The organism is Proteus sp. GOKU (assembly GCF_015475555.1).
In the GTDB taxonomy this organism is placed as follows: Bacteria; Pseudomonadota; Gammaproteobacteria; order Enterobacterales; family Enterobacteriaceae; genus Proteus; species Proteus mirabilis_B.
This window is the reverse complement of record NZ_CP034105.1, coordinates 658,636-679,206: the sequence shown is the minus strand read 5'-3', so window position 1 is coordinate 679,206 and position 20,571 is coordinate 658,636. Positions and strand designations below refer to the sequence as shown.

The window sequence follows — 20,571 nt, the reverse complement described above, 5'->3', positions numbered from 1 at the left end:
TAAATTCGCTAAAACAAAGAAATTAACTTGTTTTATTTTCTTGACTCCTTACTTGAAAAAAGATCCGCACCCACCTCTTTGTTTTGCAATCGCCCCAAATAAATTTATTTGGGGCTTTCTTTTTTCCGTAAGATTTTCTTTTTTTAAATAGCGATAAAAAACAAAAAATCCCGAATACAAGTTTCTTCATATTCGGGATCATTATTACGGCAACAAATAAACTTAAACTTTATTTATCTTTTTATGCATTTCTTGAACTGAAATAACACTCGCCGTCGGATCTGCCGTTAATGATAGTGTTGTTGCAAATCCGCCATTTAACGTCGTGTCATAATGGACTTTATATCTTAATGCACTGCGACGAATAATTTTAGAATCTTCAATGGCTTGACGACCAGATGTGGTATTAACAATATAGTCATATTCACCATTTTTAATTCTATCTTCAATATGCGGCCGCCCTTCATGCACTTTATTGACTAAACGTGGATTTATTCCTGCTTCACCTAATACAATGGCTGTACCATGTGTAGCATCTAATTCAAATCCACTTTTTAGTAATTTTGTCGCCAAATCAACAACGCGCTTTTTGTCACCTTCACGCACAGAAAGAAGGGCTCTACCTTTTTTCTTCATAGTAGAACTGCTGCCTAACATCGCTTTAGCAAAGGCTTGTGCAAAGGTTGCACCAACGCCCATCACTTCACCTGTTGAACGCATTTCTGGTCCTAAAATTGGATCAACACCTGCAAACTTATTGAAAGGTAAAACCACTTCTTTTACAGAGTAATAAGGCGGAATAACTTCTTTTGTTACGCCCTGCTCTTCAAGACTTTGACCAATCATGACACGCGCAGCAACTTTGGCTAATGGTACGCCTGTGGCTTTTGACACAAAAGGAACGGTACGAGCAGCACGAGGATTAACTTCAATAAGATAAACATCATCACCTTTCACCGCGAATTGTGCATTCATCAACCCTTTTACACCTAATTCAAAAGCGAGCTCACGGACTTGTTTACGCATCACATCTTGAATTTCTTTGCTTAGGGTGTAGGCAGGCAATGAGCAAGCTGAATCACCAGAGTGAACACCCGCTTGTTCGATATGCTCCATAATGCCACCAATCACGACTTGTTTACCGTCGCAAATCGCATCAATATCGACTTCAATCGCATCATCAAGAAAACGATCTAATAAGACAGGCGCATCATTTGACACACTGACTGCGGTTTGGAAATAACGACGTAAATCAACTTCGTCATAAACAATTTCCATTGCGCGTCCACCAAGGACATAAGAAGGACGAACCACCAGCGGATACCCTATCTGTTGTGCTTTTTCTACCGCTTCTTCTAACGCCGTTACAGTGGCATTTTCAGGCTGTTTTAACCCTAACTTATCAACCGCTTTTTGGAAACGTTCACGATCTTCAGCTTTATCGATAGCATCTGGCGTTGTCCCAATGACTGGCACACCTTCAGCTTCTAGCGCTCTGGCTAATTTTAATGGTGTCTGTCCACCATATTGCACGATCACCCCTTTCGGTTTTTCGATACGTACAATTTCAAGCACATCTTCTAACGTAACAGGTTCAAAATAGAGTCTGTCAGAGGTGTCATAATCCGTTGAAACCGTTTCAGGGTTACAGTTCACCATGATGGTTTCGTAACCGTCTTCACGCAACGCAAGCGCAGCATGAACACAGCAATAATCAAACTCAATTCCTTGCCCTATACGATTTGGTCCACCACCTAAGATCATCACTTTAGGTTTATCTTGATGTGGATTTGCCTCGCACTCTTCTTCATAAGTCGAGTACATATAAGCCGTATCAGTAGCAAATTCTGCCGCACAAGTATCAACACGTTTATAGACAGGATGGAGTTGATATTGCTCACGTAATTGGCGAATGGCGCGCTCTTTTACGTTAAGTATTTTAGCTAAGCGTGCATCTGCAAAGCCTTTACGTTTTAACTGACGCAAGAAATCAGCGCTTAACCCTTTGATACCGACTTCACTGACTTTTTCTTCAAGACGAACGATTTCTTCAATTTGAACTAAGAACCAGCGGTCAATATTAGTGAGATTAAAGACACCATCAACGGATAGTCCAGCACGGAAAGCATCTGCGATATACCAAATTCTGTCTGAACCGGCTTCTTTTAGCTCACGGCGAATTTTCGTTAATGCTTCAGGGTCGTCTAAATCGACTTTAGGATCAAAACCTGTCGCCCCAACTTCGAGGCCTCGTAATGCTTTTTGCAAGGACTCTTGTTGTGTTCTACCAATTGCCATCACCTCACCAACAGATTTCATTTGCGTTGTTAATCTGTCATTTGTTCCTGCAAATTTTTCAAAGTTAAAGCGAGGGATTTTTGTCACAACATAATCAATGGATGGTTCAAAAGAGGCTGGCGTTCTCCCGCCAGTGATATCATTCATCAGCTCATCGAGGGTATAACCTACTGCTAATTTTGCAGCGACTTTCGCAATCGGGAAACCTGTTGCTTTAGAGGCAAGCGCGGATGAACGCGAAACACGAGGATTCATTTCGATAACAATCAAGCGCCCTGTTTTAGGATCAACCGCAAACTGAACGTTAGAACCACCAGTTTCAACACCTATCTCACGTAATACCGCCATCGAGGCATTACGCATAATTTGATATTCTTTGTCGGTAAGGGTTTGTGCTGGCGCGACAGTAATGGAATCTCCCGTATGAATTCCCATTGCATCAAAGTTTTCGATAGAACAGACGATAATGCAGTTGTCGTTTTTATCGCGCACAACTTCCATTTCATACTCTTTCCAACCAATCAGTGATTCATCAATTAACAGTTCATTGGTTGGTGATAAATCTAAACCTCGGGTACAGATTTCTTCAAATTCTTCACGATTATAGGCAATACCGCCACCGGTTCCCCCCATCGTGAATGAAGGACGGATAATACAAGGGAAACCAACTAGTTCAGCAACAGCAAAAGCTTCATCAAGGTTATGTGCAATGCCTGAGCGAGCAGTATCTAAGCCGATTTTTTTCATCGCTTTGTCAAAGCGTTGTCTATCTTCTGCTTTATCAATTGCATCAGCTGTTGCACCAATCATGGTGACACCAAACTCAGCCAAAACACCTTGGCGCTCTAATTCTAAAGCGCAGTTCAGTGCTGTTTGCCCGCCCATTGTTGGTAATACCGCATCAGGGCGCTCTTTTTCAATAATTTTTCTCACAACTTGCCAGTGAATGGGCTCGATGTACGTTGCATCGGCCATTTCAGGATCAGTCATAATGGTTGCAGGATTTGAATTTACCAAAACAACTCGATATCCCTCTTCACGAAGGGCTTTACATGCTTGAGCGCCTGAATAGTCAAATTCACACGCTTGTCCGATAACAATCGGCCCAGCACCTAAAATCAGGATTGTTTTGATATCTGTTCTTTTAGCCATTTTCTTTCGCTCCTGATTTATTTTGTTGTCACTGATTGCTGGTTTTGACGATATTGCGCGATAAGCTCGATAAAGTGATCAAAAAGAGGTGCGGCATCATGTGGCCCTGGGCTAGCTTCTGGGTGCCCTTGGAAACTGAATGCAGGTTTGTCTGTACGATGAATACCTTGTAAAGATCCATCAAACAGAGATTTATGTGTCACTCGTAAATTAGTAGGAAGTGATGTTTCATCAACAGCAAATCCATGATTTTGCGCCGTGATCATCACAGTATTTTTATCTAGATCTTTAACAGGATGATTACCACCGTGGTGACCAAATTTCATTTTGATGGTTTTTGCACCACTGGCTAATGCGAGTAATTGATGCCCTAAGCAAATACCAAATACGGGAATATCAGTGGTTAAAAAGGTTTGAATGGCGTTAATGGCGTAATCACAGGGCTCTGGATCCCCGGGACCATTGGAAAGGAAAATACCATCAGGAGAAAGGGCTAAAACATCTTGAGCTGGCGTTTGTGCTGGTACAACGGTGACTCGACACCCTCTATCCACCAGCATACGTAAAATATTACGTTTCACACCAAAATCATACGCCACAATATGCAGTGGCAATTCAGTCGCTAATTTTGCTGCTGGTAGTTCATTTTCTAGCGTCCAACTACCTTGAGTCCATTGGTAAGCCTGCTTGACGGTTACTGTTTTGGCTAAATCCATTCCCTTTAAGCCAGGAAAGGCCTTGGCTTTTTCAAGAGCAAGTTTGGTATCAAGATGTTCACCGACGATGATACAACCGTTTTGTGCGCCTTTTTCTCTCAACAAACGAGTTAACTTACGTGTATCAATGTCCGCAATAGCGACAATATTTTGGCGTTTAAGATAATCAGATAACGTTTCTTGTGCACGATAGTTGCTCATCACTAATGGCAAGTCGCGAATAATTAAGCCTTGAGCATGGATAGTTTCTGATTCTTCGTCTGAACGATTAACGCCGGTATTGCCAATGTGGGGATAGGTGAGAGTAACTATTTGTTGGGAGTAAGAAGGGTCGGTTAGTATTTCTTGATAACCGGTCATTGAAGTATTAAAAACGACTTCACCGATGGCGGCGCCTTCTGCGCCAATCGACTTGCCGTGGAATTCGGTCCCATCTTCTAGAACCAGTATAGCTGATTTAATCAAAATGCCCTCCAGAGAATAATAAATCACATTTCATGCATATTAATTCAGATTTAAGACTCTAAATCAATGCCAAAAACATAAAATTGGGCAAATTTTTGGCAAATTGGGCGCATTCTAAAGATCGAATAGGCAGATGTCTAGAAAAAACACCTTTTTAATTTAAAAAATATCATTCATTAGCAATTTAGTTAACCAAGTGACAATTTATACAATCAATCTTACAAATTTAACCGTTTGCTTACCAAGATAATTTAAAAATAGAAAAAAGAAGGAATAAAATGAGTTTTTTTTGTATTTTTAGAGGCTAACACGAAGAAAAAGAAGAGATAATAAATAAAAATAAGACAAATAATTAAATAACATTATAAACAAAACAAAAAACTCATAAATATAAAAATACTTATGAGTTTTCAATAAATTATATTTTTTATAAGTTACAAATCCTCTAATGAAAGCACATCTTTCATATTATAAAGACCTGATTTTTTATCACTTAGCCAAAGTGATGCCTTAACAGCGCCATTTGCAAATGTCATTCGACTAGAAGCCTTATGACTTATCTCTACTCGCTCACCGATATCAGCAAAAATTGCAGTGTGCTCACCCACAATATCGCCTGCACGAATAGTTGCGAATCCGATACTTTGAGGATCACGCTCTCCCGTATGCCCTACTCGTTCATAAACTGCGCACTCTTTAAGATCACGACCTAACGCATCTGCAATAGACTCTCCCATTGCTAATGCCGTACCGGATGGCGCATCAACTTTATGACGATGGTGAGCTTCTACGATTTCAATATCAGTGTAAGATCCCATCACTTTAGCTGCTTTTTCAAGTAATTTAAGCACTAAATTAACACCAACACTAAAGTTAGCTGCAAACACGATCGGGATGATTTTCGCTGCATCATCTATGGCTTTTTTGCCTTCATCATCAAAGCCCGTTGTACCAATGATCATGCCTTTTTTCTGCTCTACACAAAATGCAATATGAGAAAGTGTTCCTTCAGGGCGTGTGAAATCAATTAACACATCAAATTCATTCGCTTGAGCTAGCAAGTTATCAGTGATTGTGACACCAATATGCCCAATGCCTGCTAATTCTCCAGCATCAGCACCAATCAATGAAGAATTAGTACGCTCAAAAGCAGCACCTAAAACGGTTCCTTCTTGTTGAGAAATTGCCTGAATTAATTGACGCCCCATACGACCACCAGCACCAACGACAGCAAGACGAAGTTCTTTTGCAGACATAACTAAATTTCTCCTTAACGATACTTATTATCTCTATTTATTGTTTACAGATTAGCGATGTCATCCGCTTGATGCCAGCATTTAACGTTCGAGATAAGAAAAACACACAAAACCGTAGTCATTATCAGTAAAAGAGATGAACAGCATGATTATTCATTTAACTTTAGGTATAAAAAAAGCAGAGATTTAAACTCTGCTTTTAAAAATCACGCTTTCTAGATTGTCTTATTCGATAACTTTATAATCTAGACGAAGTTCTTTTGGTACTTCAAAAACAATATTTTCTTCACGCCCAGATAGTTCGATCACTTCATCAGCACCAAAGGTTTTTAAACGCTCTAATACTTGTTGAACTAAAATATCTGGAGCTGAAGCTCCTGCGGTAACGCCAACAATATTGGCATTAGCGACCCATGACTCATCAATATCTTCAAAGCTATCGATAAGATAAGAAGGCTTACCTGCGCGCTGAGCAAGCTCTGCCAAGCGATTAGAGTTTGATGAGTTCTTAGAACCCACTACAAATACAACATCTGCTTTTTCTGCAAGTTCTCTTGCAGCTTCTTGGCGATTAGTTGTTGCGTAGCAGATATCATCTTTACGAGGCCCAATAATTTTTGGGAAGCGTGCATTTAAAGCATCAATCACTTCAGATGTATCATCAACAGAAAGCGTTGTTTGAGTCATAAAACAAAGATTATCTTCATCTTTTACTTCTAATTTCCAAACATCAGCAGGTGACTCAACTAAATACATTCCCCCTTCAGGGTTATTGTATTGCCCCATTGTGCCTTCAACTTCAGGATGTCCCGCATGACCGATTAAAATCGCTTCTTTGCCTTTACGGCTTGCCCTTGCCACTTCCATATGAACTTTAGTTACTAATGGGCAAGTTGCATCATAAAGCATGGTTAAATTACGTGAACGAGCTTCTTGGCGAATCGCTTGAGAAACACCATGAGCAGAAAAAATTAAAATCGCGTTATCAGGGACTTCTGAAATTTCTTCAATAAAGATAGCGCCACGTTCACGTAAATCGTTAACGACATAGCGGTTATGAACGACTTCGTGACGAACATAAATAGGTGCGCCATAGATTTCCAGAGCGCGGTCAACAATGCTGATAGCTCGGTCAACACCCGCACAAAAGCCTCGTGGGTTAGCCAGCAGTATTTGCATGTGTTGTTTCCTCCTCAGGATTGATGCCGACGACTTCAATATCAAATGTCACTTCTTCTGATGCTAACGGATGATTAAAATCAACAGTCACAGAATCTTCAGTGACATCTCTGACAATGCCCGGCATTTCACTGCCATTCATTGCGGTAAATAGCATGATAGTACCTGCTTCAGGCACACCAGACTCTGCAAAGTCAGAAGGCATAAAGTATTGGATCAAGTCAGGATTGTATTTACCAAAAAGATGTTCACCCGCAAGCGTAAAGGTTTTTTTATCTCCCGTTGATAATCCCAATAATTCAGCTTCTAAGGCTGGCGATAAGCTTTCATCACCTAAACGAAAAAGTGCGGGTTTACCATGCGCTTGTGTAGATTCAGCAACAGAGCCATCTGCTAACTTTAAAGTGAAATTCAGCAACACTGCGCTGTCATTGAGTACCTGCATAACCATACTAATACCTTCTATTAAGCGTAACCCCCGCCATAAGGCAGGGGTTATTTTAGTTAACTTCTTGTCTGATTACTTTTGCTTTTTTGCATCTTGAGGACTGACATTTTTATCAGGAAAAAAGCTCTCAATAATGATAAGCCCTGCACCAATACAAATCCCCATATCAGCAATATTAAAGGTAGGCCAATGCCAATCTCCGATATAAACATCAAGGAAATCGATAACAAACCCATGGATCAGACGATCAGAGAGATTACCCAATGCTCCGCCAATAATTAGCGCATAAGCAACGTTACTTAGTTTGGCACTCGCTTTGTTTTTATACATCATTACCAATAACGTAATGCAGATTGCCAATGCAATCAGTGCAAAAAACCAACGTTGCCATCCCCCTTTATCTGCTAAAAAGCTAAAGGCAGCACCATAGTTATGGGCGTAAGTGAAATTGAAAAAAGGCATCACGGCAACAGATTCATACAGACGAAATGTCTGCATGAAATACTGTTTCGTTCCTAAATCCAACACCACTACGGCGACGGCCAGCCATAGCCAGCGTAAACCTGTAGAGCAAAGTGTTTTCTTCATTAATTAAGCAAACTTACGTTCTTCACCGTTACCGGCTACGTTAGTAACACAGCGTCCGCACAATTCAGCGTGTTCCGCTACTTGACCGATATCTGTCGCATAATGCCAGCAACGAGGACATTTTTCGCCATCTGCTTTGTTAAAGGCGATTTTTAAACCCGCCATATCAGAAGCTAATGCTGTTTCTGGTGCTTCATTAATATCTGCCACTTTCGCTTGAGAAGTTAATAAAACAAAACGCAGTTCGTTACCTAACGCATTTAACTTATCTGCTAAAGCTTTATCTGCATACAGAGTTACTGATGCTTCTAAAGAGCCACGCAGTTGTTTATCTGTACGAGCTTGCTCTAATATTTTGTTGACTTCACCACGAACGGCAAGTAATTCAGCCCAGTAGTCATCATTTAAGGTTTCTGATGCATCTAAGCCAAATAAATCGGTATACCATTCTTCCGTTAAGACATATTTTGCACGTTCACCTGGTAACTCATTCCAGATCTCATCTGCTGTGAATGACATAACTGGAGCCATCCAACGAACTAATGCTTCGCTGATATGGAATAACGCAGTTTGACAACTACGACGAGCAACACTATCGCTTTTCGCGGTGTACTGTCTATCTTTGATGATATCTAAGTAGAAAGAACCCATTTCCACTGAACAGAACTGCATTAAGCGCTGAATAACATTATGGAAATCGTAATTTTCATAGTGTTTTAGGATCTCTGCTTGTGCTGCTTTCGCACGACCAACTGCCCAGCGATCAAGTGTCACCATCTCTTCTGGCTTAACTTGGTGTTTTGCAGGATCAAAACCATTTAAGTTCGCTAAGAAGAAACGTGCAGTATTACGAATACGACGATAAGTATCCGCAGAACGTTTTAAGATCTCATCAGATACAGCGATTTCACCGGTGTAGTCTGTTGATGCAACCCATAAACGCAGGATATCAGCACCCAGTTTATCCATTACATCTTGTGGGCTGACTGTGTTACCGATAGATTTAGACATTTTACGGCCTTGTCCATCTACGGTAAAACCGTGTGTTAAAACTTCACGGTAAGGCGCTTTGCCTTTGATTGCAGTCGAGATCATCAGTGAAGACATAAACCAACCACGATGTTGGTCAGAGCCTTCTAAGTACATATCTGCTGAATTACCGTGGAATTCTGGACGATCGTCAACAACCGTTGAGTGGGTTGATCCTGAATCGAACCAAACATCCAGTGTATCTGGCGTTTTCATGTAATCGTCAGCTTCATCACCCAGCACTTCACGGATATCTAAATCCCACCATGCTTGAATGCCGCTCACTTCAACACGTTTTGCAACTTCTTCCATCAACTCTAAAGTACGTGGATGCGGCTCTTGAGTCTCTTTGTGAACAAACAGAGACATTGGCGTACCCCAAGTACGTTGACGAGAAATACACCAGTCAGGACGGTTTTCAACCATTGATTCAATGCGTGCTTGACCCCAATCAGGGATCCATTTAACACCTTTGATTTCTTTTAATGATTGTTGACGTAAACCGTTTTTATCCATGCCAATAAACCATTGTGGTGTTGCACGGAAAATAACTGGGGTTTTATGTCTCCAACAGCAAGGATAGCTATGCTGTAAGGCTTCGTGATGTAACAGCGCACCTTTTTCTTTTAGCAATTCAACAATGACATCGTTCGCTTTAAAAACAAAAACGCCATCTAATGTTGGGTAAGTGCCTGCTAAGTAGCAACCATTTGGTCCAACTGGGTTTGCAACTTCTAAACCGTATTTTTGACCAACAACAAAGTCATCAGGACCATGGCCTGGTGCAGTATGAACAGCACCTGTACCTGCTTCTAATGTAACGTGATCACCTAAAATTGCAGGTACATCAAAGCCCATAAATGGATGATTAAAGCGCAGTAGCTCTAAATCAGTACCTTTACATTCACCTAAAACAGTCCAGCTTGTTACGCCAATACGCTTCATTACGCCTTCAACAAGATCAGCGGCTAAAATCACGCATTCATCGTTAAAAGAGACTAAAACATAATTAAATTCTGCATTTAAGGCGATCGCACGGTTAGCAGGTAATGTCCAAGGCGTTGTTGTCCAGATAACCAAAGAAACTGGCTTATCCGTTGTTGCATGGAATTTAGCAGCTACAGCACTTGGATCAACGGCTGTGAAACGCACATCAATGGAAGGTGAAGTTTTGTCGTAATATTCAACTTCAGCTTCTGCTAATGATGAGCCGCACGCTGTACACCAGTGAACAGGTTTAGCCCCTTTTAACAGGTGACCATTTGCGATAATGCGCGCTAATGCACGGATAGTATTCGCTTCAGTTTTATAGTCCATTGTAAGATAAGGTTTTTCCCAATCTCCTAGAACACCTAAACGAATAAAATCTTTTTTCTGTGCTTCAATTTGCTCGTAAGCGTATTTACGGCATTCCTCGCGGAATTGCGCTGCAGATATTTTCTCTCCTGGTTTACCTACAATTTGTTCAACTTTTAGTTCGATAGGTAACCCGTGACAATCCCATCCTGGAATGTACGGAGAATCAAAGCCTGACAGCCCTTTGGATTTAATAATAATATCTTTGAGAATTTTGTTTACTGAGTGACCAATATGAATATTGCCGTTGGCGTATGGAGGGCCATCGTGCAAAATAAATGTTTTCTTACCACTTTTAGCCTGACGAATTGCTTGATACAAACCTTCTTTGTACCAACGTGATAACATCTCTGGCTCGCGCTTTGCTAAATCCCCGCGCATAGGGAACCCTGTTTCTGGTAAGTTCAGGGTATTTTTATAGTCACTCATTCGATTCTCAGTTCCAATTTTCCGCTAGTTTATGACTCCGACCGCTGCGATAAAAAATCCCTAGCAGTAGCCACATCATCTGCGATTTGCTGCTTCAATGCATCCAATGATGCAAATCGCTGTTCATTACGTAATTTCTTTCGTAACACAACATCAATACGACGTCCATATAAATCCATATTAACGTCGATTAAATGAACTTCTAATTGTACGCCCTTCCCTTGTACAGTAGGACGACTTCCGATATTTGCCACACCGGGTAAAGGTGATTGATTATCTGATAAATAGACATCAACGGCATAAACGCCTTTAACAGGTGCAACTAAGCGTTTCATAGGAATATTGGCTGTCGGAAAACCAATGGTTCTACCCAATTCATTACCATGAACAACACGTCCACAAACACTGTAAGGGTGTCCTAGTAGTGATTCAGCAAGGACTAAATCATCATTGAGTAACGCTTCTCGTACCGCAGTGCTACTGATACGTAATCCTTTATCGCAATAACTTTCGGTATTAGCGACTTCAAATCCATATCTTGCACCGGCTTGTTGTAAAAAGTGAAAATCACCTTCACGATTTTTGCCAAAGCGAAAATCATCGCCAATAGCAAGAAACTTCACCCCTAATTTATTCACCAATAGTGATGAAACAAACTCTTCTGGGGTTTGTGCTGCAAATTGTTTATCAAATTTGACACACAAAAGGTAATCAATACCACATTCAGCTAAATACTTTATCTTGTCTCGCAAGCGAGTCAGACGTGCTGGCGCCTTTTCTGGTAAAAAGAACTCAAGTGGCTGAGGTTCAAATGTCATCACAACAGTAGGTAATCCTCGCTGTGACGCCTCTTGCTTCAAGTGTTTCAATAATGCCTGATGGCCTCTATGGACACCATCAAAATTCCCAATTGTCAGAACGCACCCGTGGTGTAGCGCTCTAATATTTTGTATACCGCGAATTAGCTCCATAACTGGCTCAATACCGTGGAAATTATTGGATTATACCTTGTCAAAGGCTTGAGAGTAACCCAATATATCAATGTTTATTGATGAGTAATATCTCGATAAGTCGATTCACTGTTATTCTTAAATTTGATTGCTCACATCAAACAAAAAATGAACTATCACTCACTTCTTGGTTATAAAATCGCATAAAATCCAGCATAGATCCTATTAGAATCTATTATTTATTACTCATATACACGATTTTGATGATTTTTTCACTCAAAAGACTGTATTCTACCCGTCTTAACTGATAAAATCTTGCGCCATCACAACGAAACAAGTGTCGCGTACAACGACGCTAATTTTGTATAAATCCATTGACAAACTTAGGTTGAAAAGGCATATTCCTTCACCTTTGTATTTGTCCTCGCTAGAATATATTTGGGAGTTGGAACTTGGCTAATATCAAATCAGCTAAGAAACGTGCGGTTCAGTCTGAAAAGCGTCGTCAGCACAACGCAAGCCGTCGTTCTATGATGCGTACTTACATCAAAAAAGTATACGCAGCAGTTGCTTCAGGTGATAAAGAAGCAGCACAAAAAGCATTTAATGACATGCAACCAATTGTTGACCGTCAGGCAACTAAAGGCTTAATTCACAAGAATAAAGCAGCACGTCATAAAGCTAATCTGCAAGCACAAATCAAAGCAATGTAATATTGCTTTCTTGTGTTATAAAAAACCGGCTTATGCCGGTTTTTTGTTTTCTGCTTTTTAACCATAACCCGCTTATGGGTTTGTAACACTCTTCTTATCTCCATTAAAGAGTTCTGAAAAATCAGTATTACAAACACGTTGAACGGCTGGATGTTGGATCATTCGCTCTGCAAAAATCGCGTAGTACTCTTCCTTAACCGTATCAAGCATCCCAATTTCTTCGATATTACTATGAGCAAAAGTTTCATCGGTATACAGCGAAGGCGCGACAAAAATAGCATTATAATTTAAGCCAAATGCTTTCATTAATGCCGCATCATCAAACTCACCCAGTATTTCCACTTGCAGGTTTTTGTTACGTATCCATGTTAATAAATGGCGACCTAACATATATCGACGGCCAGGAATGAGGAGCTTTCTCTCTTCTAAACATTCAGGAAACGGTTTTTCAGGAAGAGGATGACTGCAAAAAAAGCTCATATTACATTCGCCTAGTTTTACAGAGAACAAACCTTCTTGTTGTGATGAATCCACAGGACAATCGGATAGGATCATATCCAGCTTATGCTGACTTAATTGTTCGAGTAATAGTTCATGAGTCGATTCAAAACAACGCAGATGAATTTGTTCATTATCAATAACAGCTGTTTCTAATACGCGACTGACTAATTGTTTTGATAATGCATCCGCAACACCGACATCAAACAGTAAATTCGATTCACGACTGTAGTTGACGATATCCAGCATTTCTTGGCTGAGCATAAACATTTTATCAGCATAACGAAAAATGAGCTGCCCCAATTCTGACGGAACCAACCCTCTTCCTTGGCGTTTAAATAATTTGCCACCCAATCTTTCTTCTAATGCTTTAATTTGCCCTGTAATTGTCTGAGGTGTCAGATACAGCGCTTGCGCTGCACCCACAACAGAGCCTTCTTTACACACATGCCAAAAATAATAAAGATGGTTAAAATTGAGATGTGACACCCGCATAGTTATCTTCCTTTCAACTTCTGTGCTTCAAACACAGACTATGTAATAACGCATTAGTTTACGATTGGCTTTCCTTGCATCCAATCCTCATAAAAACACCTACGGCACAATACACTGTATTGCACCGTAGGTTTAAATGTATAGCTCGGTATTTATTGTGTTGAAAAACTCAAATCCGTAATGAACTTCCCTATATTGACTTTGTTTTTAACTTCGGTAAAACAGAGCGAAGTAACAAATATCCCACAACAGCGGCTACCGTTGAACCTACTAAAATACCAAGCTTAGCGTAGGTATTATAAGCTTCATCCGCGCCATCGAATGCTAATCCTGCGATAAAGATAGACATAGTAAAACCGATACCACATAGCACAGATACTGCAAATATTTGTTTAAGGTTAATCGCATCTGGTAATTTTGCAATGCCTAGTTTTACCGAAACCCAACTAAAGAGGAAAATTCCAATCGGCTTACCTAAAAATAGACCTAACGCGATACCTAACGGTAAGGCAGACAACATGCCATCAAGCGTTACACCATTTAAAGAAACCCCTGCGTTACTAAATGCAAACAGCGGTAAAATAAAATAGGCAACCCAAGGGTGCAACACATGCTCTAATTCTTCAGAAGGAGAATCCCCTTCTTTATTTCTTAATGGGATAAGGAATCCCACAATCACACCCGCAATCGTCGCATGAATACCTGATTTTAAAATACACACCCACAAGATGAACCCAAGAATTAGATAAGCGGCCGTATTACCCACTTTACGCCAATTCATTATGCCCAGAGCAATCACGATTAAACCTGCCAAAGCAAGAGGCATTAGTGCAATACTCTTTGAATAAAAGAGTGCAATAATAACGATCACACCTAAGTCATCAATGATAGCCAATGCTAATAAGAAGACTTTTAATTCAACAGGAACACGCTTGCCAAGTAACGCCATAACACCCAATGCAAAAGCGATATCTGTCGCGGCTGGAATTGCCCAACCCTGCTGTCCAACGGCATCAGTATGATTAAACATCAAATAAACCAATGCTGGAGCTAACATACCACCCACCGCAGCTATCGCAGGGAAAATTGCTCTATCACGCTGAGCCAAAGAGCCTTCTTTTAATTCGCGTTTAACTTCTAATCCCACTACTAAGAAAAAGATTGCCATCAAGGCATCGTTTACCCAAAGTAATAATGGTTTATCAAGTTCGAATGCACCGAATTTGATCATAATGGGAATAGATAAAAACTCATTATACAAAGCACTTAGAGGTGTATTCGCCATAATCAATGCGATAATAGCAGCAATAATCAGAAGAATACCGCCTGATGCCTCTAATCTCAAAAATTGTCTAATAATTGCCGTCATAATATTAACCTCAGAATCACTAATCTTGTTAATAATATGCTAATCATGGATTCGTAAAAAACAGATTATTTATGGATAATAACTCGGATTATTCGAGCTAAATAAGAAATACCAAGAAAAACAAGATGAATAAGATCAATTCATCAACATAGTTTTTCAATAGTGAAAAAAAGATAATAATTAAGAGTTACAATAATAACCAATTGAATATAAATATTATTTTTCACCATTCAGTAAAAACAAGCGTCTTTTTTAATAAATGATGCCAATTGATAAAATAGCTAAAACGTATTAATTTTTATTACTGAAAAAATGGCGTTTACTCCTCACCCTTAAAATCATCTCAAATGATAAAAAAGAAATAGTGGCGTATTTACTGTTTAACCACTGTGCTATTGTTTTATAAAAAATTACCCTTTCCATATTAAGGTTTCTATCAATATGTCGATTACTGTTTTTATTGCCGTTTTATTTGCTGCTATCTTTCATGCATGCTGGAACGCATTGGTTAAAGTAGGCAATGATCGATTTTTAGGGATCTCATTACTGACTTTCTTTTCTGGTGTTGTAACACTACCCGCCCTATTTTGGGTTGGGCTACCTGATGTTGGTGCATGGAAGTGGCTTGCCCTTTCTGTTTTATTTCATATTGGTTACACACTCTCTTTAAGCCGTTGTTATACCTTGGCTGATTTTAATCAGGTTTATCCTATCTCTCGCGGTAGTGCGCCATTAATGACCGCTTTTCTTGGTTTCTTTCTCTTTCATGAAACACTACCAATAGCTGGCTTGCTAGGCATTTTATTTATCATTTTGGGTATTATCCTTATCTCGCGCAGTAGGAAAATAGCAGAGTTTAATTTACGTAAAGATGCACTCTTTTTTGCGTTGCTTACCGCATTATTTACCGCAAGTTATACCCTATCCGATGGTAATGGCTCTCGTGTAGGTGAAACACCTTTTGCTTATATTTTATGGCTCTTCTTTTTAAATGGTATTGCAATGTATTTACTTGCTTGGCTTCGTTATCGCCAACATTTAAAAGCCAAAATAAAAGATTATTGGAAACCCGCATTTTGGGGTGGGATCATGCAATTGGTAAGCTATGGCATTGTGATATGGGCGATGAGTCATGCGTCAATCGTACTTGTGGCTGCATTAAGAGAAACCAGCGTGTTATTTGCCATGATCTTATCTGTCTATCTGTTAAAAGAGCAATTTAACCGTAAACAGCTATTAGCGTGTTTAGTGATTTTAGCGGGTATTGTTGCTATCAAGATAGGGTAACTTCAAATAAAAAAGCCTGATGACAGTCTTTATCATCAGGCCTTTTTGAAGGTGGTAAGAAAAATTATTTGGTTAAATCATCAAAGAATTTTTTCACACCATCTAAGAAACTTTTAGAGCGAGGAGTGTTTTTCTCACCACTCTTGCCACCGAATGATTCACCCAGTTGCTGCATTAACTCTTTTTGTTTCTCATTGAGTTTAACCGGTGTTTCAACTACAACGCGACACATTAAGTCACCAATACTACTACTGCGTACTGATTTAACACCTTTGCCTTTCATGCGGAACATTTTACCAGTTTGTGTTTCTGCTGGAATTTTAAGTTTCACACGGCCATCAAGTGTTGGGACTTCAATTTCACCGCCCAAAGCAGCAATAGCGAAGTTAATAGGGACTTCACAGTAAAGGTTATTGCCATCACGTTCAAAAATATGATGCTGACGAACATGAACCTGTACGTATAAATCACCTGCTGGTGCGCCATTTTCACCGGCTTCACCTTCGCCGCTTAAGCGAATACGGTCGCCTGTATCAACACCGGCTGGAATTTTGACAGATAGCGTTTTAGAGCGTTCAACACGACCATCACCATGACATTTAGAGCAAGGCTCTTTAATCACTTTACCGCGACCATGACAAGTTGGACATGCTTGCTGTACAGTGAAGAAACCTTGACGTAAATGAACCTGACCAGCACCATGACAAGTAGAACATGTTTCTGCTGATGTGCCTTCTTTAGCACCGCTACCATGGCATTTGTCGCATGTTTCTAGTGTAGGTATACGAATTTCTTTAGCAACACCACGAACCGCTTCTTCAAGCGTTAGATCCATGTTGTATTGTAAGTCAGAACCACGCGCTGCGCGTTGTTGACGGCGACCACCACCAAAAATATCACCAAATACATCACCAAAGATATCACCAAAGTCAGCACCACCGCCGAAGCCGCCGCCACCTTGACCACCAAATCCACCTTGTTCAAATGCAGCATGACCATACTGATCATAAGCAGCACGCTTTTGAGCATCACTTAAGATTTCATAAGCTTCTTTGATTTCTTTGAATTTTGATTCTGACTCTTTATCACCTTGATTTCGGTCTGGGTGATATTTCATTGCTAAACGCTTATATGCGCGTTTAATTTCTTTTTCGTCGGCAGTTTTACTTAAACCGAGTACTTCGTAAAAATCTCTTTTCGCCATTCTAGATTACCCTTGACATAAGCACACGGGCGTTGAGTTTCCTCGACGCCCGTGTTCGGTATCAGTAACTATTCACAGGTGAGTTACCGCAGCCCGTTAAGGGCATTATTTCTTGTCTTTGCCATCAACTTCTTCAAATTCTGCATCGACAACGTCGTCATCTTTCTTCGCACTTGCATCAGCACCTGCGGCATTACCTGCTGCACCTGCTTGAGCTTGTTGTTGTGCGATTTCTAGCAGTTTTTCAGAAGCTTCAACTAATGTTTTAATTTTTGCTTCAATAGCGTCTTTATCTTCGCCTTTAGAAGCAATTTCTAACTCGCTTACCGCTTTTTCGATAGCTTCTTTATCGTTCGCTGGTAATTTATCGCCCGCTTCTTCAATTTGTTTACGAGTACCGTGAACTAATTGGTCAGCTTGGTTACGAGTTTGTACTAATTCTTCAAACTTACGGTCAGCTTCTGCGTTTGCTTCTGCATCACGAACCATTTTTTGGATTTCATCTTCATTTAAACCAGAAGAAGCTTTGATTGTGATGTTTTGCTCACGACCACTGTTTTTATCTTTCGCTGATACATGCAAGATACCATCAGCATCGATATCAAAAGTAACTTCGATTTGTGGCATACCGCGAGGTGCTGCTTGAATACCATCTAAGTTAAACTGACCCAGTGATTTGTTATCACTTGCACGTTTACGTTCACCTTGTAATACGTGAATAGTTACAGCAGATTGATTGTCTTCTGCAGTAGAGAACACTTGGCTATGTTTAGTTGGGATTGTGGTATTTTTTCCGATCAGGGAAGTCATTACACCACCCATTGTTTCGATACCTAAAGACAGTGGTGTTACATCAAGTAACAGAACGTCTTTAACATCACCCGCTAATACACCACCTTGAACAGCCGCACCCATTGCAACAGCTTCATCTGGGTTAACGTCTTTACGTGGCTCTTTACCAAAGAAATCAGCAACGGTTTTTTGAACCATTGGCATACGAGTTTGACCACCAACCAGAATAACGTCGTTAACTTCGCTAACTTTCAGGCCAGCATCTTCTAATGCAACACGTACTGGTTCCATTGAACGTTTAACTAAATCTTCAACTAAAGATTCCAGTTTTGCACGAGTTACTTTGATATTTAAGTGTTTAGGGCCAGTCGCATCTGCAGTGACATATGGCAAGTTAACATCTGTTTGTTGTGCAGAAGATAATTCGATTTTCGCTTTTTCTGCTGCTTCTTTCAGACGTTGCATTGCTAATGGATCGTTACGCAGATCAATGCCTTGCTCTTTCTTAAATTCATCAACTAAGTAGTTAATTAAACGGCTATCGAAGTCTTCACCACCTAAGTGAGTATCACCATTGGTTGACAGAACTTCATAGGTTTTTTCGCCATCAACTTCATCAATTTCGATGATAGAGATATCGAATGTACCACCACCTAAGTCGTAAACTGCGATAGTACGGTTGCCCACTTCACGATCTAAACCGTAAGCCAGAGCAGCCGCTGTTGGTTCGTTAATAATACGTTTAACTTCAAGACCTGCGATACGACCCGCATCTTTAGTTGCTTGACGTTGAGCATCGTTAAAGTAAGCAGGAACAGTAATAACTGCTTCAGTAACCGCTTCACCTAAATAGTCTTCTGCTGTTTTCTTCATTTTTTTCAGGACTTCAGCAGATACTTGTGGTGGAGCCATTTTGTCGTTACGCGCTTCAATCCAAGCATCACCATTATCAGCTTTTACAATTTTGTAAGGCATGATAGCAACGTCACGCTGAACTTCGTCATCTTCAAAACGACGACCAATTAAACGTTTGATGGCAAATAAAGTATTTTGTGGGTTAGTCACAGCCTGACGTTTTGCAGGTTGACCAACTAAGATTTCACCATCTTGTGCATAAGCAACGATTGAAGGAGTAGTACGATCGCCCTCACTGTTTTCAATAACCCGGGCATTTTTGCCATCCATTACAGCAACACAAGAGTTAGTTGTACCCAGGTCAATACCAATAATTTTACCCATTTAAACGCCTCCAAAGAGAATTCTTTATCAATTTGACTACCAATCTATATGAGGATGAATATTCATTTTTCAAGTCACAAATTAATAGACTTAACAACATCATCTCGAAGCGGATATAAAATCAACGCAACTCAATAGTGGTAATTGCAGTTGAAAAGAAGATGGGGTCATAAATACATTCATCAAGGGGAATAATGAAAAAAAATGCAAAAAATGCGAAAAATTTGTGTCTGAGAATAAAACAGGAATTAAAAGCTGTTATTTTTCATGATGTTAGATTGGTTACAAATAACATTGTGACTTATCTGAAATGCTTTTTTAAGACTAGACTTAGAATAATGTCATAAGAGATTGAAAAATAATATTTTTTAGCTTTTTAAATAAACATATCAAATAAATATAAGGTTACTTTTGCGTTATCCAAATTTAGTCAGAATATTTCCTAGCCTGAAGCTTGACGACAAAAATAACCTCTTACATTATTTATGCTGAAGTAGAACGGCGAGCTGATTTAGGTCTAAAAGCGGCAACGATAGCTTCATTTGTTTCGACATAAGGGCCATCAAGCAGTTGAATGCAGTACGGTACACTGGCAAAAATACCACTCACAATCACATTGCCATCATTATCTTTTAATCCTTCCAGCGTTTCTGCGATGGCTTTAGGTTGTCCCGGCAGATTTAGAATTAACGCTTGGTTACGGATAACACCAACTTGGCGAGATAAAATAGCTGTAGGCACAAATTTCAGACTAATTTGGCGCATTTGTTCGCCAAAACCAGGCATTTCTCTGTCTGCAATAGCCAATGTAGCATCAGGAGTGACATCACGGCGCGCGGGACCTGTCCCTCCTGTTGTTAACACTAAATGACAGCCAACTTCATCAACAAGCTCACACAGTGTTTGTTCAATCATCAGTTGTTCGTCAGGAATTAAGCGTGATTCGATATGAAAAGGCGTTGTTAATGCAGCTTTTAGCCAAGCTTCTAAAGCGGGTAAGCCTTTATCTTCATAAACCCCACTTGATGCACGATCAGAAACAGAAACTAACCCTATGCGTAATTCGTTCATATCAAACCTCAATTAATCAATAACCATCTAACTTGCG

15 protein-coding genes are annotated in these 20,571 nt (G+C 40.0%); 2 read left to right on the top strand and 13 right to left on the bottom strand.

The window, feature by feature from the left end; genetic code table 11:
• Nucleotides 1–222 precede the first annotated feature (222 nt).
• The 8 genes from carB to ribF all read right to left on the bottom strand — a co-directional run bounded on the left by carB (nucleotide 223) and on the right by ribF (nucleotide 11,887).
• Nucleotides 223–3,450: a carbamoyl-phosphate synthase large subunit gene (gene carB, locus EHE21_RS03180; RefSeq protein WP_194951821.1), complete on the bottom strand. Its 3,228-nt coding sequence runs from the start codon at nucleotides 3,448–3,450 to the stop codon at nucleotides 223–225.
• 17 nt (nucleotides 3,451–3,467) lie between these two features.
• Nucleotides 3,468–4,631, bottom strand: a complete 1,164-nt coding sequence (gene carA / locus EHE21_RS03175; RefSeq protein WP_194951820.1) for a glutamine-hydrolyzing carbamoyl-phosphate synthase small subunit — start codon at nucleotides 4,629–4,631, stop codon at nucleotides 3,468–3,470.
• A gap of 434 nt (nucleotides 4,632–5,065) precedes the next feature.
• Complete coding sequence (gene dapB / locus EHE21_RS03170; RefSeq protein ID WP_194951819.1) at nucleotides 5,066–5,887, bottom strand: 4-hydroxy-tetrahydrodipicolinate reductase; 822 nt, start codon at nucleotides 5,885–5,887, stop codon at nucleotides 5,066–5,068.
• A 225-nt stretch (nucleotides 5,888–6,112) separates the two neighbouring features.
• Nucleotides 6,113–7,066, bottom strand: coding sequence for a 4-hydroxy-3-methylbut-2-enyl diphosphate reductase (ispH, locus tag EHE21_RS03165; protein WP_098941153.1), 954 nt, complete (start codon nucleotides 7,064–7,066; stop codon nucleotides 6,113–6,115).
• Entirely contained in the window at nucleotides 7,047–7,517 is a 471-nt protein-coding gene (gene fkpB / locus EHE21_RS03160) for an FKBP-type peptidyl-prolyl cis-trans isomerase (RefSeq protein ID WP_088493753.1), read from the bottom strand. Before fkpB ends, ispH begins: the two co-directional genes overlap by 20 nt.
• 69 nt (nucleotides 7,518–7,586) lie before the next feature.
• The gene (gene lspA, locus EHE21_RS03155; RefSeq protein ID WP_088493754.1) at nucleotides 7,587–8,102 is read right to left on the bottom strand and encodes a signal peptidase II; all 516 of its coding nucleotides are present in this window, start codon (nucleotides 8,100–8,102) and stop codon (nucleotides 7,587–7,589) included.
• 3 nt (nucleotides 8,103–8,105) lie between these two features.
• Nucleotides 8,106–10,916, bottom strand: coding sequence for an isoleucine--tRNA ligase (gene ileS / locus EHE21_RS03150; protein WP_194951818.1), 2,811 nt, complete (start codon nucleotides 10,914–10,916; stop codon nucleotides 8,106–8,108).
• A 29-nt stretch (nucleotides 10,917–10,945) separates the two neighbouring features.
• Nucleotides 10,946–11,887, bottom strand: coding sequence for a bifunctional riboflavin kinase/FAD synthetase (gene ribF, locus EHE21_RS03145; RefSeq protein ID WP_109393193.1), 942 nt, complete (start codon nucleotides 11,885–11,887; stop codon nucleotides 10,946–10,948).
• Between the two features lie 431 nt (nucleotides 11,888–12,318).
• Here ribF and rpsT point away from each other — a divergent pair, with 431 nt between their 5' ends.
• Nucleotides 12,319–12,579 carry a 30S ribosomal protein S20 gene (gene rpsT / locus EHE21_RS03140; RefSeq protein WP_004248964.1) on the top strand — a complete coding sequence of 87 codons (261 nt, stop codon included), beginning with the start codon at nucleotides 12,319–12,321 and terminating at the stop codon, nucleotides 12,577–12,579.
• Between the two features lie 72 nt (nucleotides 12,580–12,651).
• Here the strand turns inward: rpsT and nhaR are convergent, their stop codons facing one another.
• Both nhaR and nhaA read right to left on the bottom strand, forming a co-directional pair.
• A complete protein-coding gene (gene nhaR / locus EHE21_RS03135) occupies nucleotides 12,652–13,572 on the bottom strand; it encodes a transcriptional activator NhaR (protein WP_194951817.1) in 921 nt (306 codons plus the stop codon).
• 190 nt (nucleotides 13,573–13,762) lie between these two features.
• Nucleotides 13,763–14,941, bottom strand: coding sequence for a Na+/H+ antiporter NhaA (nhaA, locus tag EHE21_RS03130; RefSeq protein ID WP_165125969.1), 1,179 nt, complete (start codon nucleotides 14,939–14,941; stop codon nucleotides 13,763–13,765).
• Between the two features lie 441 nt (nucleotides 14,942–15,382).
• Between nhaA and EHE21_RS03125 the strand changes: the two genes are divergently transcribed.
• A complete protein-coding gene (locus EHE21_RS03125; protein ID WP_088493759.1) occupies nucleotides 15,383–16,228 on the top strand; it encodes a DMT family transporter in 846 nt (281 codons plus the stop codon).
• 64 nt (nucleotides 16,229–16,292) lie between these two features.
• Here EHE21_RS03125 and dnaJ read toward each other — a convergent pair whose 3' ends face one another.
• The 3 genes from dnaJ to mog all read right to left on the bottom strand — a co-directional run bounded on the left by dnaJ (nucleotide 16,293) and on the right by mog (nucleotide 20,534).
• Nucleotides 16,293–17,432, bottom strand: coding sequence for a molecular chaperone DnaJ (gene dnaJ / locus EHE21_RS03120; protein WP_088493760.1), 1,140 nt, complete (start codon nucleotides 17,430–17,432; stop codon nucleotides 16,293–16,295).
• 105 nt (nucleotides 17,433–17,537) lie between these two features.
• Entirely contained in the window at nucleotides 17,538–19,463 is a 1,926-nt protein-coding gene (gene dnaK / locus EHE21_RS03115) for a molecular chaperone DnaK (protein ID WP_194951816.1), read from the bottom strand.
• A gap of 483 nt (nucleotides 19,464–19,946) precedes the next feature.
• On the bottom strand, nucleotides 19,947–20,534 hold the full coding sequence (mog, locus tag EHE21_RS03110; protein WP_088493762.1) for a molybdopterin adenylyltransferase: 588 nt from the start codon (nucleotides 20,532–20,534) through the stop codon (nucleotides 19,947–19,949).
• Nucleotides 20,535–20,571: the final 37 nt, after the last annotated feature.